Source organism: Actinokineospora spheciospongiae (assembly GCF_000564855.1).
Taxonomy (GTDB): domain Bacteria; phylum Actinomycetota; class Actinomycetes; order Mycobacteriales; family Pseudonocardiaceae; genus Actinokineospora; species Actinokineospora spheciospongiae.
In genome coordinates this window covers 1-13991 of sequence record NZ_AYXG01000259.1, presented here as the reverse complement: position 1 = coordinate 13991, position 13991 = coordinate 1, and the positions used below count along the sequence as shown (strand labels likewise).

The following is a 13991-nucleotide window of genomic DNA, read 5'->3' as shown; positions in this document are numbered from 1 at the left end:
CCTGCTGCACACCTTCACCATCGGTGGCGGCGGTGGCACCACGCCTCCGACCACGCCGCCGACGACGCCGCCGACGACGCCTCCCACGACGCCGCCGACCACGCCGCCGACGACTCCCCCCACCACCCCGCCGACGACGCCGCCCACGACGCCGCCGACGACCCCGCCCACCACTCCCCCCACCACCCCGCCGGGCAACGGCGTGAAGGTGTCCTACGGGATCACGGGCAGCACCAACCTGCAGAACCTGGGCGGCCCGCTGCCGCTCAAGGGCACCTTCGACGCCGTGGCCGACCTGGCCGCGGGCAAGTACGTCGGTGACCTGAAGCTCGACCCGACCAAGGGCTCGTTCAAGGTGTTCGGCTTCCTGCCGAGCGACGCCGACGTCAAGCTCGTCGCCGTCGGCCAGCCCTCGGGCACCGTGGCCACCGGCAAGATCACCTTCAACGGCAAGGTGAACGTGATCCTGTCGAAGCTCACCCTGTTCGGCCTGCCGATCAGCCAGGGCGACGCCTGCCAGACCACCGCTCCGGCGGACATGAAGCTGGCCTCCACCGGCAACTTCGACGTCCTCAAGGGCGGCAAGATCACCGGCACCTACGGCCTCGCCGGTGTCAAGGACTGCGGCTTCCTGAGCCCGATCATCTCCGCGCTCGTCCAGAGCTCGAAGAACACCATCGACCTGAGCCTCGTCGCCAAGGTGTAATCACGCCCCGGCGAGATCAGTCGATCCCGACAGTCGAAACTGACGGTCGACACAGCTCCACCCAGTGAAGAGCCCCCCGGCACCTCGTGCCGGGGGGCTCTTCCGCGTTCCGGGGCCGCTACCGCTCGGCGGGCACCACGTGAACGGGCCGGACGAACTCCGGCAGCCGCGCCGCCACCTCGGCGGGCGACGGCATCGCGGCCACCTCCTCGGCCAGGGCCGCGACCCGGGCGGCCACGTCCGCGTCCGACAGCAGCTCCTTGGCCGCGGCGGTGACCGCCTCGGCCGTCACCTCGTCGCCGCGCAGCGTGCGGGCGGCACCGGCGCCGGTGACCGCGTCGGCGTTGGTGAACTGGTCGGCGCCCTGCGGCAGGAAAAGCTGCGGCACCCCCGCCGCGATCGACCCGAGGGTCGTGCCGCTGCCGCCGTGGTGCACCACCAGGTCGACGTGCGGCAGCAGTTCCGCCTGCGGCACCCACGCCTCGACGGTCACCGACGGCGGCGGGTCGCCCAGGTCCTCGGTCTGCACCGTCGGACCCGCCGCCACCAGCACCTTCGCCCCGGTCGCCGCCAGGCCCGCGATCGCGGTCCGCAGCACCCCGGCGTCGCCGAACGCGGTGCCCAGGGTCAGGTAGATCAGCGGTTCGGCGTGCGCGCGCACCCAGTCCGGCAGCTCACCGGGTTCGGAGAAGGCCACCGGCCGCAGCGGCACCCGGTTCGGGGCGTCGCGGTACGCGGGCGCCTGGATCGACGCCGGGTAGATGTCGAGGTACGGGTCGCCACCGGCGAGGTTGTCCGGGGTGAGGTCGGTCGCGTCCGGCCCGAGCAGCTCCTCGGCGATCCTGACGAACCCCTCGGCGAACCCGGCGGTCCCGGACTCCTCGGCGGCGACGCGGTCGAACCCGCGGCCGAAGGCGTGGCAGACCGCGGGGACGCCCGCCACCTTCGCCGCGAACGCGGCGCCGATCGTGGCCGCCTCGTACACGACCAGGTCGAACCGCTGGGCCGCCAGCACCGGCTGGAGGTCGCCGAAGAACCGGCGGGGCAGGATGTCGGTGAAGATGTGGGCGGCGAGCTTGGCCACCTCCTCGGGATCGCGCCTGCGGGCCTCGATCGGGCTGACCTCCGACCCCGCCAGCTCGGCGAAGGCGCTGTGGATGTCGATGCCCACGTCGACGACGTCGAAGCCCAGGGCGATCAGCGGCGCGTGGAACGAGGCCGCGGTGGCGTAGGTGATGTGGTGGCCCTGCTCGCGGGCGGCGATCGCCAGCGGCAGGAGCGGGTAGGTGTGGCCGTGTGACGGCAAGGACGAGAAGAGGAGATCCACTGGACCCAATGTAGGGAAAACCGAGGGCGCCGCGCTCGCGGTTTCCGCGCCGTTGACCGGATCGTCCGGAAACTCAATTCCGTCGTAGCTGGTAGGTGCCCTCGGTGGTGGCGATCACCACACCGCCGGTGTCGGTCAGCTCGGTGGTGAGCACGAACGTGGACCTGCCGTCCGCCTTGGCCCGCACCCGCTCGACCGTCGCCGCGTCCAGCGCCGCCGTCGCGGTCACGTCGGTCCGGGCCGGGCGGCGGAAGTCGATCCGCAGGTCGCGCACCACCGGGTGGAACCGGGCCAGGTCGAAGCTGGGCAGGCAGATCGCCCCGCCCAGCACCTCGGCCACGGTGGACAACACCCCCGCGTACATCGTGCCGAGGTGGTTGCCGTTGTCCGCCGGCGGAACCCGGCACACCGCGACCCCGGGTGCCAGCTCGACTGCCGTCACGCCCATCCGGTGCGCCTGCGGGATCAGGTGCGGCAGACCGGTGTTGAACGCGGAGACGAGGTCCGACCCGGGGGTCACCGCAGGGCCGGGGGCAGTCCGGTCGGGTCGCCCACCGGCCAGGCCAGCGGATCGGGGCCCAGTTCGACCAGCGCGCGCACCTGGAGCACGCACCACGGGGACACCCCGCCGTCGCCCGCGAGCACCGAGGCGGTGAACTCCGGCCAGTCCAGCCAGCGCAGGTCGTCGACCTCCGCCGGGTTGGGTCGCGGCTGCTCGTCGGTGACCACCCGGTACACCGGGCACATCTCGTTCTCCACGATCCCGTCCGGCATCACCGCCCGGTAGCGGAAACCGGGCAGCACCAGGTCGACCCGGTGCTCACCGCGCAGGCCCAGCTCCTCGGCCAGCCGCCTGCGCACCGCGTCGGCACCCGGTTCGCCGACCGCCGGGTGCCCGCAGCAGGAGTTGGTCCAGACCGCGGGCCAGGTCTTCTTCGTCGCCGCCCGCCTGGTCAGCAGGAAGCGGCCAGCCTGGGTGAACACGTAGCTGGAGAACGCCAGGTGCAGCGGGGTGTCGGCGTGGTGCACGGTGGACTTGTCGGCGAGGCCGACCTGGTTCCCGGCCTCGTCGAGCAGGACGACCTGTTCAGTGGTGGTCACCCGATCACCTTGCCCCCCGGTGTGACCGGGTGGCAACTCGTGGTGATCACCTTCCTGGTCACAGTTCGCGCGGGGCCTCGATGCCGAGCAGCTCCAGGCCCCGGGTGAGCACCGCCGAGGTGAGCGCGGTGAGCACCAGCCGCGACGCGCGCACCTCGGCGGGCACGTCGGGCTTGAGGATCGGGCAGCCGTCGTAGAACGCGGTGAACGTCGTCGCCAGCTCGTAGAGGTACCCGCAGAGCTTGTGCGGGGCGTAGGCGGTGGCGGCCGCCTCGACGGCGGCGGGCAGCCGCAGCAGCGCCAGCGCCAGCGCCCGCTCCGCCGGGGAACCCAGCAGCACCTCGGTGTCGGCGGCCGGGGTGGTCCCGGACTTGGCGAGCACCGAGTGGCAGCGGGCGTTGGCGTACTGCAGGTAGACGGAGGTGTTGCCCTCCTTGGCCAGCATCCGCGACCAGGTGAAGACGTAGTCCTTCTCCCGGTCGTTGGACAGGTCCGCGTACTTGACCGCCCCGATGCCCACCGCGCGCGCCACCGCCGCCTGCGCGTCGGCGTCCAGGGAGGACCGCTCGGCCACGGTCTTGGCGGCGTTGTCGACCGCGTCCTCCAGCAGCTCGACCAACTTCACCGAGCCGCCCGCGCGGGTGCGGATGGTCTTGCCGTCCTCGCCGAGGATCGAGCCGAAGCCGATGTGCTCGGCGGTGTGGTCGTCGGTGAGGTAGCCCGCCATCCGGCTCGCGGCGAAGACCATGGCGAAGTGCTGGGCCTGCGGGGTGCCGACCACGTAGAGCAGGTCGGTCATGCCCCGCTCGCCGGTCCAGTACCGGGCGGTGGCGAGGTCGGTGGTGGCGTAGCCGTAGCCGCCGTCGCCCTTGCGCACGATCAGCGGCAGCGGTTCGCCCTCGCGGTTGCTGAACCCGGGCGGGAACACGCACACCGCGCCGTCGCTCACCCGCGTCAGGCCCTTGGCCTCCAGGTCGGCGATGGTGTCGTCGAGGTACGGGTTGTAGAAGCTCTCGCCGTACATGTCCTCGGGGGTCAGCTCGATGCCGAGCATCCCGTACACCTTCTGGAAGTGCCGGGAGGACTCCTCGACGAGCCGCCGCCACAGCGCCAGCGTCGCCTCGTCGCCGCCCTGCAGCGCCACGACCCGCTTGCGGGAGCGGTCGGCGAACACCGGGTCGGCGTCGAACTTCGCCCGCGCGGCCTGGTAGAAGCCGTTGAGGTCGCTGATGGAGTGCCCGCCGTCGGGGGTCCAGCCCTCGTCGAGCAGGTGCTCGATGAGCATCCCGAACGGGGTGCCCCAGTCGCCGACGTGGTTGTGCGGGGTGACCTCGTGCCCGGCGAAGCGCAGCAGCCGCAGCAGGGCGTCGCCGATGATCGTCGAGCGCAGGTGCCCGACGTGCATCTCCTTGGCCACGTTGGGGCTGGAGTAGTCCAGCGCGTACCGCCGCGGGTCCGGCACCGGGTCCACGCCGAGCCGGTCGTCGCCGAGCAGCGCCGCGGCCCGCCCGGCCAGCCAGGCGTCGCTGAGCCGGATGTTGACGAAGCCGGGGCCCGCGACCTCGGTGGTGGCCACCAGGTCGGCGGAGTCGAGGTTGTCCACGATGGACCGCGCCACCTCGCGCGGCGGCTTCCCGACCTTCTTGGCCAGGCTCATCGCCGCGTTGCACTGGTAGTCCACGCCGTCGCGGGTCGAGGGTCGGATGACGGCCTCCGCCGGGGTGATCTCCACGCCCAGGCCGCGGCGCAGCGCCGCCGCCACCCGCGCGCCCAGTTCGATCCCGACATCGCCGTACGCCACCGCGCCGCCTCCAGTCACCTCGTGAAACCTCAGGTGACCAGTATCGCGCCCGTCGTCCAGTCGATTCCGCGCGGGGCGGGCGCGGCGGTGACGCGCGTCGTCACACCCGCCACCGCCGTCGCCGCGTGCCCCGGGGCCGGTGCCCGGCAGGGGTGCCGCGCGGCGCCAGATCCCGACGACAGGCGCCGCGGCGGTCGGGCGGGGGCACCCGGGCGTGCGACCGGGTCAGTATCGGCCGCGGTGGCGCGTGATCACAAGATGTCCGACTCGTCCGTTTTTCCCAGGCGTTCCCAGCCCGCTGGGCGAAATGGCGGTATACAGATAGCATCGTTATTTGGATGCTGGTCCCTCGCACCGCACACCGGTGCGACACCCCCCGTGCGAGGAGAGACCGTGATCCGCAGACGTGTTGTGGTGGCCGCCGCGGCGGCCCTGATGAGCCTCGGGGCGCTGCCCGCCGACGCCGCCCCGGGCGTCCGGGTGCTGCCACTGCCCCCGGGCGCCAGTTTCATCGCCTTCCAGCGGATCTCCGGGACCGGACTGGTCTACGGGCAGGTCCAGCGCCCCGACGGCAGCAGGCACGCCACCGTCTGGCGCGGCGACTCGGTCCGCGAGCTGGCCCCGGCGGCGGCGTCCAGCACCGCCGTGCACGCCAACGACCTCGGCCTGGTCGCGGGCACCATCACCCCGGCGGGCGCGGTGCCCGCCGCGACCAGGGCGACCGCCTGGTTCCTCGGCCGGACCTTCGACCTGCACCCGGCCGGGGCGCAGCAGAGCTACGCCGTGGACGTGAACAACCGCGGCGAGGTCCTGGTGGAGGCCTACTTCCCCGGTCCGACCCCGGACGAGCGGGGCGTGGAGCAGATCTCGGTGTGGCGCGCGGGATCGGTGCGGGTGCTGCACCGCGGGCCGCAGGGCAACGGCTACCCGGTGATCGGCGACGGCGGGCACGTCGCCGCGTCCGTGGTGGACGGTGCGGGCACGAGCGCCGTGCGGGTTTGGGACGGTCGCGGCCGGGTCCTCGCCGACGTCACCCCGGCGGAGACCTACGTCTCCCCGTTCCCGCTCGACGTCAACACCCGGGGTGAGGTGCTCATCCAGGCCTACGCGGGCTACGTCCAGGGCAGGATGTACCTGTGGCGCAACGGGACCGCGGTCGCCGTCAGCGGCCTGCCCGGCGCGCGGGACGTCCAGGCGAACCCGTTCGACTTCTTCAACCGCACCTTCCTCAACGACGCGGGCGAGGTCGTGGCCACCAGCGACTACCGGGCCTTCCGCTGGCGCGACGGCGTGGCCACCCCGCTGGCCCCCCAGGGCGGGTTCAGCTACCCGCAGGGGATCAACGAGCGCGGGGAAGTGGCCGTGGAGTCCTGCGCGGGCGCCATCCACGACTGCACGCCGCAGATCGTCAGCCGCGCCGGGGAGACCACCGTCATCACCGGCCCGCCCGGCAGCGCGCCCAACGTGCTCGTCAGCGACATCAACCGCCACCGGCGGCAGGTCGTCGGCGTCGCCCGGGACGCCGCGACCGGTGCTTCCCTCGGCTTCGTGCAGGGCTGATCCCCGCCGCCGAGGGGCTACCCCGGCAGGTCGAGGTCCCGCTCGACCTCCGCCAGCTCCTCGGCGGTGCCCTGCACCTTCGGCCCGGTGAACCACTTGCGCGCCGAGGCGAACCACCACAGGGCCGCCCCGCCGAGCACCACCAGGAACGCGACCGGGGTGTAGTTGAACGAGTCCAGGGTGATCGGCGCGGCCTGCGGCAGCATGAACAGCACGAAGATGAACGCCACCCACGCCGTGGCCACGATCCCGATCGGCCTGCCCCAGCGGCCCAGGTGCCACGGCCCGCGCTCGAACGCGTCGCCCTGGCGCACCCGCAGGAAGATCGGGATCACGTAGGCGGTGTAGAGGCCGACCACGGCGATCGAGGTGACCGCGGCGTACGCGGTGGCGCTCCACAGGTACGGCACGGCCAGCAGGAACGCCCCCGCCGCGGCCAGCCACACCGAGTTCGTGGGCGTGCGGGTGCGCTTGTTGATCCGGTGCCAGACCCGCGAACCGGGGATCGCGCTGTCGCGGGCGAAGGCGTAGATCATCCGGGAGTTGCCGGTGACCGCGGCCATGCCGCAGAACAACTGCGCGCCGATGGCGATGAGCAGCAGCAGCTTGCCGCCGGTGGCGCCCACCGCGTCGATGAACACCTGCGCGGGCGGCACACCGGTCTCCGAGCCGACGGCGCCGTCGTAGTCCTGGATGGCGAAGGTCAGGCCGATCAGCAGCACCCAGCCCGCGGCCAGCGACACCAGGATCGAGTTGACGATGCCCTTCGGGCCCGCCACCGCCGCGTCCTTCGTCTCCTCGGTCATGTGCGCGGACGCGTCGTAGCCGGTCAGCGTGTACTGGGCGAGCAGCAGCCCGATCAGGAACACGTACACCGGGGAGGCCCAGCCGGTGTCGTTGACGAACTCGCCGAACACGAACGACGCGCTCTGGTGCTCGTCCGGCACCACCACCAGCACGCCCACGATCACCAGCACCCCGACCAGGTGCCACCACACGCTGACGCTGTTGAGGATCGACACCACGCGCACCCCGAAGGTGTTCAGCGCCCCGTGCACCACGAGGATGATCCCCAGCAGCAGGATGGTGTGCCCCGGTGTCGCGGCGAAGCCGAACTGCAGGTCCAGGAACGCGTTGAGGAACAGCGCCGCGCCGAAGTCGATGCCCGCGGTGACCGCGACCTGCCCCACGAGGTTGAACCACCCGGTGAACCACGACCAGGCCGGGCCGTTGCGCGGGGCCAGCTTCGCCGCCCAGTAGTACAGCCCGCCCGCGGTCGGGTAGCTGGAGCACACCTCGGCCATGCCCAGGCCGACCAGGACCACGAAGAACCCGACCAGCGGCCAGCCCCAGACCATCGTCGCCGGGCCGCCGGTCTTCATGCCGAACCCGTAGAGGGTCAGGCAGCCCGAGAGCACCGAGATGATCGTGAACGAGACGGCGAAGTTGCTGAACCCCGACATCGACCGGCGCAGCTCCTGGGCGTACCCCAGGGTGTGCAGCCGGGCCTCGTCGGCGTCCGGGCCGGGGGTGTCCGGGTTGCTGGTCGTGGCCATAGCTGCTCCCCCAATGGGTCGCGGGCGGTCCATTGCCGGAGGGCACAGTGTGATTCCCGTCATTTCCCTGGTCAAGGGCCGTTCGACGTAACCACCGGGTGAACGCCGCGCCCCGCCTGTGGACAGCCGGTTGCGGGACCGGGCCGGCAGGCAGCAGGATGCGCGGAGGACGTGCCAATGGGCCACCGGCCTACCTTTGGGGGACCGCATGCCAGAGACACCGCTGACCGTGGACCGGCTGCGGGAGCTGGTCGACCGGGGCGAGGTCGACACCGTCCTGGTCGCGGTCACCGACATGCAGGGCAGGCTCCAGGGCAAGCGCTGCGCCGCCCGGTACTTCCTGGAGGAGGTCCTCGCGCACGCCACCGAGGCCTGCGACTACCTGCTCGCGGTCGACGTGGAGATGAACACCGTCGCGGGCTACAGCTCCTCGTCCTGGGACAGCGGCTACGGCGACTTCGTGCTCCGACCCGACCTGGCGACGCTGCGCCCGCTGCCCTGGCTGGAGGGCACCGCGCTGGTGCTCGCGGACCTGGAACTGGTCTCCGGCGGCCCGGTCCCGGTCTCGCCCCGGCAGGTGCTGCGCCGCCAGCTCGACCGCCTCGCCGAGCGGGACCTGACCGCGTTCGTCGGCACCGAGCTGGAGTTCATCCTGTTCGACGACACCTACGAGCAGGCCTGGGACGCCGGCTACCGCGGGCTCACCCCCGGCAACCGGTACAACGTGGACTACTCGCTGCTGGGCACCGGCCGGGTCGAACCGGTGCTGCGCGCCATCCGCAACGGCATGGGGGGCGCGGGCCTCTACGTCGAATCGGCCAAGGGCGAGTGCAACCCCGGGCAGCACGAGATCGCCTTCCGCTACACCGACGCGCTGGCCACCTGCGACAACCACTCGATCTACAAGACCGGGGCCAAGGAGATCGCCGCCGCGCACGGGAAGTCGCTGACCTTCATGGCCAAGTACGACTCCCGCGAGGGCAACTCCTGCCACGTCCACCTCAGCCTGCGCGGCACCGACGGCACCCCGGTCATGGCGGGCGACGGGCCGCACGGGTTCTCCCCGCTGATGGAGCACTACCTCGCCGGGCAACTGGCCTGCCTGCGCGAGCTGACGTACTTCTTCGCCCCGAACATCAACTCCTACAAGCGCTTCGCCGAGGGCTCGTTCGCCCCGACCGCGGTGGCGTGGGGGGTGGACAACCGCACCTGCGCGCTGCGCGTGGTCGGGCACGGGCCCTCGCTGCGGGTGGAGAACCGGGTGCCCGGCGGCGACGTCAACCAGTACCTGGCGGTCTCGGCGCTGATCGCCGCCGGGCTGCACGGCATCGAGAACGAACTGCCGCTGGAGGACGCCCTCACCGGCAACGCCTACGCCTCCGGGCGGCCGACCGTGCCCAGGACCCTGAGGGACGCCGCGGCCCTGCTCGACGGCAGCGCGGTCGCGCGCGCGGCGTTCGGCGACGACGTCGTGGACCACTACCTCAACGCGGCGCGGGTGGAACAGGCCGCGTTCGACGCGGCCGTGACCGACTGGGAGCGGGTCCGTGGCTTCGAACGGCTCTGACCGGCCCCCCGTCATCGGGGTCACCACCTACCTGGAGCACTCCGCCTTCGGCATCTGGGAGGCCGAGGCCGCCGTCTTGCACCGGGTCTACGTGGAGTCGGTGCGCGCGGCGGGCGGCAACGCCGTGCTGCTGCCGCCCATCGGCGACTGGCGCGCCGACACCGTCGACTGGCTCGACGGGCTGGTCCTCTCCGGCGGCGCCGACATCGACCCGGCCCGCTACGGCCAGGCCCCGCACCCCACCACCGGCACCCCGCAGCCGACCCGCGACGCCGCCGAGTTCGCCCTGGTCGAGGCCGCGCTGGAACTGGGCCTGCCGCTGCTGGCGGTGTGCCGGGGGATGCAGGTGCTCAACGTGGCCCTCGGCGGGACGCTGCACCAGCACACCCCGGAGGTCGTCGGCACCACCGACCACCAGCCGGAGGTGGCCATGTTCGGCAAGACCGACCTGACCACCACCCCCGGCTCGGCGCTGGCGGGCATCCTCGGCCCCACCGCCCAGGCCCACTGCCACCACCACCAGTCCCTCGACCGCCTCGGGGAGGGACTGGTGGTCGCCGCCACCGCCCCCGACGGCACGGTCGAGGCGGTGGAGCTGACCGGGCCGCGGTTCGCCGTGGGCGTGCAGTCGCACCCGGAGCACGACGTCGAGGACGTCCGGCTCTTCGCCGCGCTGGTCGAGGCGGCCCGCGCGCACGCCACCAGCCGTTCCCACCGAAGGAGGGTCCCCCGGTGAGCACCCTGGAAGTCCTCGACCCGGCCACCGGCGCCCCGCTGACCAGCGTCGAGGCCGCGGACCTGCCCGCGACCGACGCGGCCGTCGCCCGCGCGCACGCCGCGCTGCCCGCCTGGCGGTCGGTCGCCCCGGGCGACCGGGCCCGGCTGCTGCGCCGCTTCGCCGCCGCGGTCGACGGCGACCTGGAGAACCTCGCCCGGCTGGAGGTCGCCAACGCCGGGCACACCATCGGCAACGCCCGCTGGGAGGCGGGCAACGTCCGCGACGTGCTGGACTACTACTCCGCGACGCCGGAACGGTTGTCCGGCAGGCAGATCCCGGTCCCCGGCGGGGTCAACGTCACCTTCCACGAGCCGGTCGGCGTCGTCGGCGTGATCGTGCCGTGGAACTTCCCGATGCCCATCGCAGGCTGGGGCCTCGCGCCCGCGCTGGCCGCCGGGAACACCGTCGTGCTCAAGCCCGCGGAGCTGACCCCGCTGACCGCGCTGCGGCTCGCGGAACTGGCCCACCAGGCGGGAATCCCCGAGGACGTGTTCCAGGTGCTGCCCGGCGAGGGACCGGTGGTGGGGGAGCGGTTCGTCACCCACCCCCTGGTGCGCAAGGTCGTCTTCACCGGGTCGACGGCCGTGGGCAAGGAGGTCATGGCGGGCTGCGCCGCGCAGGTGAAGCGGGTGACGCTGGAACTGGGCGGCAACAACGCCAACGTCGTCTTCGCCGACGCGGACCTGGCGAAGGCCGCCGCGACCGCGCCCTACGCCGTGTTCGACAACGCCGGGCAGGACTGCTGCGCCCGTTCCCGCATCCTCGTGCAGCGCTCGGTGCACGAGGAGTTCATGGCGCTGTTCGAGGAAGCGGTGCGCGGTGTGGTCGTCGGCGCACCCGGGGACGAGGCGACGGAGATGGGACCGCTGATCTCCGCGCGGCACCTGGCCCGCGTCTCGTCCTACGTGGACGAATCGGACGTCGCCTTCCGGGGCAGCGCACCGGCGGGGCCGGGGTTCTGGTTCCCGCCGACCGTGCTGTCCGTCCCGGCCGGGCACCGCGCGGTCACCGAGGAGGTGTTCGGCCCGGTCGTGGCGGTGCTGCCGTTCGACGACGAGGCCGACGCCGTCCGCCAGGCCAACGACACCGACTACGGCCTGTCGGCCTCCATCTGGACCCGCGACGTCGGGCGGGCGCTGCGGGTCTCCCGCGCGGTCGAGGCGGGCAACCTGTCGGTGAACTCGCACTCGTCGGTGCGGCACTGGACCCCGTTCGGCGGCTTCAAGCAGTCCGGCCTGGGCCGCGAACTCGGCCCGGACGCCCCCCACGGGTTCACCGAGACCAAGAACGTGTTCATCAGCAGCGAGTGAGAAGTCGACAGCGGAGGGAAGCGATGGGCAAGCGGCTGGACGGCAGGGTCGCGGTGGTCACCGGCGGCGCCAGCGGCATCGGCCTGGCCTCGGTGCGCAGGCTCGCCACCGAGGGCGCCAGGGTCGTGGTCGCCGACGTGGACCCGGACGCGGGCAGGGCGGCCGCCACGGAGGTCGACGGCCTGTTCGTGCGCACCGACGTCACCAGCGAGGACGACGTCCGGGCGCTGTTCCACACCACCGTCGACACCTACGGCTCCCTCGACGTCGCCTTCAACAACGCGGGCATCTCCCCACCCGAGGACGATTCGATCCTCACCACCGGCATCGAGGCGTGGAACCGGGTCCAGCAGGTCAACCTGACCTCGGTCTACCTGTGCTGCAAGCACGCCATCGAGCACATGCGCTCCCGCCGCCGCGGCTCGGTGATCAACACGGCCTCCTTCGTGGCGGTGATGGGCGCGGCCACCTCGCAGATCTCCTACACCGCGTCCAAGGGCGGTGTGCTGGCCATGAGCCGCGAACTGGGCGTCCAGTTCGCCCGCGAGGGCATCCGGGTCAACGCCCTGTGCCCCGGCCCGGTCAACACCCCCCTGCTGCGCGAACTGTTCGCCGCCGACCCCGAGCGCGCCGCCCGCAGGCTCGTCCACGTCCCCATGGGCCGCTTCGCCGAACCGGAGGAGATCGCCGCCGCGGTCGCCTTCCTCGCCAGCGACGACTCCTCCTTCATGACCGCCTCCCAGTTCCTCGTCGACGGCGGCATCTCGGGCGCCTACGTCACCCCGCTGTGACCTCCGGCAGCCCCGACCCACCCACCCCGCCCGACGACCCCGGACCGCAGGCGGGGGCCGCTGCGCCGGGCGGTTCCCGCCTGCGGGAGGGACGCGCCGCGCCCGGCGACCCCGGATCGCGGGGTGGGTCCGGCGTGGCGGATGGCCCGGGGTTGCGGGAGAAGCCCACTGCCCCCGGGTCGCGGGGTGGGCCTGATGTGGCGGGTGGTCTCGGTTTGCCGGGAGGGACTGTGGTCCCCGGTGGCTTGGGGTCGGTGGGGGGATCTGCCGTTCCCGGTGATCTGGGGTCACGGGAGGGGTCTGCTGCGCCTGGTGATCCTGGATCGCAGGGTGGGTCTGTTGTGGCAGGTGATCCCCGGTCGTCGGGTGAGTTTGGTGTGGCGGGTGGTCCTGGGGCATCGGGTGGGTTCGTTGTGGGCGGTGGGCCCGGGGTGTCGGGTGGGCTCGTCACGCCGGGCGATCCGGGATCGAGGGGTGGGGCTGCTGGGGCGGGCGGTTCGGGGGTGTCGGAGGGGGGTGCTGTGGCGGGCGGTCCCCGGTCGTCCGGGGGTGCGGGTGGGGCGGCCGGTGGGAGCGAGTGGGGTGCCGCCGGGGCCGATCCGCTGTTGGAGGAGTTCTTCCGGCCGGTGCGGGCCGGGAACGCGTTCGAGGAGACGGTGGAGCGGATGCTCCAGGCGATCCGGCTCGGGGTGGTGGCGCCGGGGGCGCGGCTGCCCGCCGAGCGGGAGCTGTCGGTCCGGCTCGGGGTGAGCCGGGTGACGCTGCGGGAGGCGCTGCGGGCGTTGCAGCAGGCCGGGTACGTGCAGTCGCGGCGGGGGCGGTACGGCGGCACCTTCGTCCGCCCGGACCCGCCGTCGCGCACGCCGCCGCGGCCGCGGGCGGAACTGGCCGCGGAACTGGAGGACACCCTCACCCTGCGCGCGGTGCTGGAGCCCGGTGCCGCCGAGGTCGCCGCCTCCCGCGCCCTGCCCCCTCGGCTGCGCAGGCACCTGCGCGCCCGCCTCGACGACTGCACCGGTGCGGTCCCGGCGGACTACCGCCGCCACGATTCCCGCCTGCACCTGGCCATCGCCGAAGCCGCGGCGGCCCCGTCCCTCACCGGCGCCGTCGCCGACGTCCGCACCCGGCTCAACGCCCTCCTGGACGCGATCCCCCTCATCCCGCCCAACATCGCCCACTCCGACCACCAGCACGCGCTGGTCATCACCGCCATCCTCGACGGCGACCCGCCCGCCGCCCGCGCCGCCATGGCCGAACACCTCGCGGGCACCGCCTCCCTGCTGCGCGGCTTCCTCTCCTGAAGCCCCCCACCCGCCGTCGCGGTGTGTGCTGCACCCGGTTCACACCACCCGAACGGCCCGGTGACCTATCGTCTTGGGGTGAATCCGCCGCAGTGAACCGACGACAGGGGGTGGGCAAGTGGCACAGGACGACCGGCGCCCCCCGCCGCCACCACCTACGCCATCGGCTCCCCCCTCTTCCGCAAAGCCACCG

The 13991-nt window shown here is 72.9% G+C and carries 12 protein-coding genes; 7 read left to right on the top strand and 5 right to left on the bottom strand.

Going from position 1 to position 13991, the window contains the following annotated elements; genetic code table 11:
* Window positions 1–208: 208 nt before the first annotated feature.
* Window positions 209–706: a hypothetical protein gene (locus tag UO65_RS32575; RefSeq protein ID WP_052022112.1), complete on the top strand. Its 498-nt coding sequence runs from the start codon at window positions 209–211 to the stop codon at window positions 704–706.
* 118 nt (window positions 707–824) lie between these two features.
* Here the strand turns inward: UO65_RS32575 and UO65_RS32570 are convergent, their stop codons facing one another.
* From UO65_RS32570 to argS, 4 genes are all read right to left on the bottom strand, one after another.
* Entirely contained in the window at window positions 825–2033 is a 1209-nt protein-coding gene (locus tag UO65_RS32570) for a glycosyltransferase (protein ID WP_035290730.1), read from the bottom strand.
* Window positions 2034–2106: 73 nt separating this feature from the next.
* Complete coding sequence (locus UO65_RS32565; RefSeq protein WP_035290729.1) at window positions 2107–2553, bottom strand: PaaI family thioesterase; 447 nt, start codon at window positions 2551–2553, stop codon at window positions 2107–2109.
* The gene (gene idi, locus UO65_RS32560; RefSeq protein WP_035290727.1) at window positions 2550–3134 is read right to left on the bottom strand and encodes an isopentenyl-diphosphate Delta-isomerase; all 585 of its coding nucleotides are present in this window, start codon (window positions 3132–3134) and stop codon (window positions 2550–2552) included. Before idi ends, UO65_RS32565 begins: the two co-directional genes overlap by 4 nt.
* Before the next feature lie 58 nt (window positions 3135–3192).
* Entirely contained in the window at window positions 3193–4935 is a 1743-nt protein-coding gene (gene argS, locus UO65_RS32555) for an arginine--tRNA ligase (protein WP_035290725.1), read from the bottom strand.
* A gap of 393 nt (window positions 4936–5328) precedes the next feature.
* Here argS and UO65_RS32550 point away from each other — a divergent pair, with 393 nt between their 5' ends.
* A complete protein-coding gene (locus UO65_RS32550) occupies window positions 5329–6495 on the top strand; it encodes a hypothetical protein (protein WP_152552395.1) in 1167 nt (388 codons plus the stop codon).
* A gap of 17 nt (window positions 6496–6512) precedes the next feature.
* On the opposite strand, the gene UO65_RS32545 is transcribed toward UO65_RS32550, so the two are convergent.
* A complete protein-coding gene (locus UO65_RS32545) occupies window positions 6513–8051 on the bottom strand; it encodes an amino acid permease (protein WP_035290721.1) in 1539 nt (512 codons plus the stop codon).
* A gap of 208 nt (window positions 8052–8259) precedes the next feature.
* On the opposite strand from UO65_RS32545, the gene UO65_RS32540 reads away from it, so the two are divergent.
* From UO65_RS32540 to UO65_RS32520, 5 genes are all read left to right on the top strand, one after another.
* Complete coding sequence (locus UO65_RS32540; protein WP_035290717.1) at window positions 8260–9618, top strand: glutamine synthetase family protein; 1359 nt, start codon at window positions 8260–8262, stop codon at window positions 9616–9618.
* Window positions 9599–10354: a gamma-glutamyl-gamma-aminobutyrate hydrolase family protein gene (locus tag UO65_RS32535; protein ID WP_035290715.1), complete on the top strand. Its 756-nt coding sequence runs from the start codon at window positions 9599–9601 to the stop codon at window positions 10352–10354. The genes UO65_RS32540 and UO65_RS32535 overlap by 20 nt, the downstream gene beginning before the upstream one ends.
* On the top strand, window positions 10351–11706 hold the full coding sequence (locus UO65_RS32530) for an aldehyde dehydrogenase family protein (RefSeq protein ID WP_035290713.1): 1356 nt from the start codon (window positions 10351–10353) through the stop codon (window positions 11704–11706). The genes UO65_RS32535 and UO65_RS32530 overlap by 4 nt, the downstream gene beginning before the upstream one ends.
* A gap of 23 nt (window positions 11707–11729) precedes the next feature.
* Window positions 11730–12497 carry a 3-oxoacyl-ACP reductase gene (locus UO65_RS32525; RefSeq protein ID WP_035290711.1) on the top strand — a complete coding sequence of 256 codons (768 nt, stop codon included), beginning with the start codon at window positions 11730–11732 and terminating at the stop codon, window positions 12495–12497.
* 602 nt (window positions 12498–13099) lie between these two features.
* A complete protein-coding gene (locus UO65_RS32520; protein WP_035290731.1) occupies window positions 13100–13798 on the top strand; it encodes a FadR/GntR family transcriptional regulator in 699 nt (232 codons plus the stop codon).
* The last annotated feature ends 193 nt before the right edge of the window (window positions 13799–13991 follow it).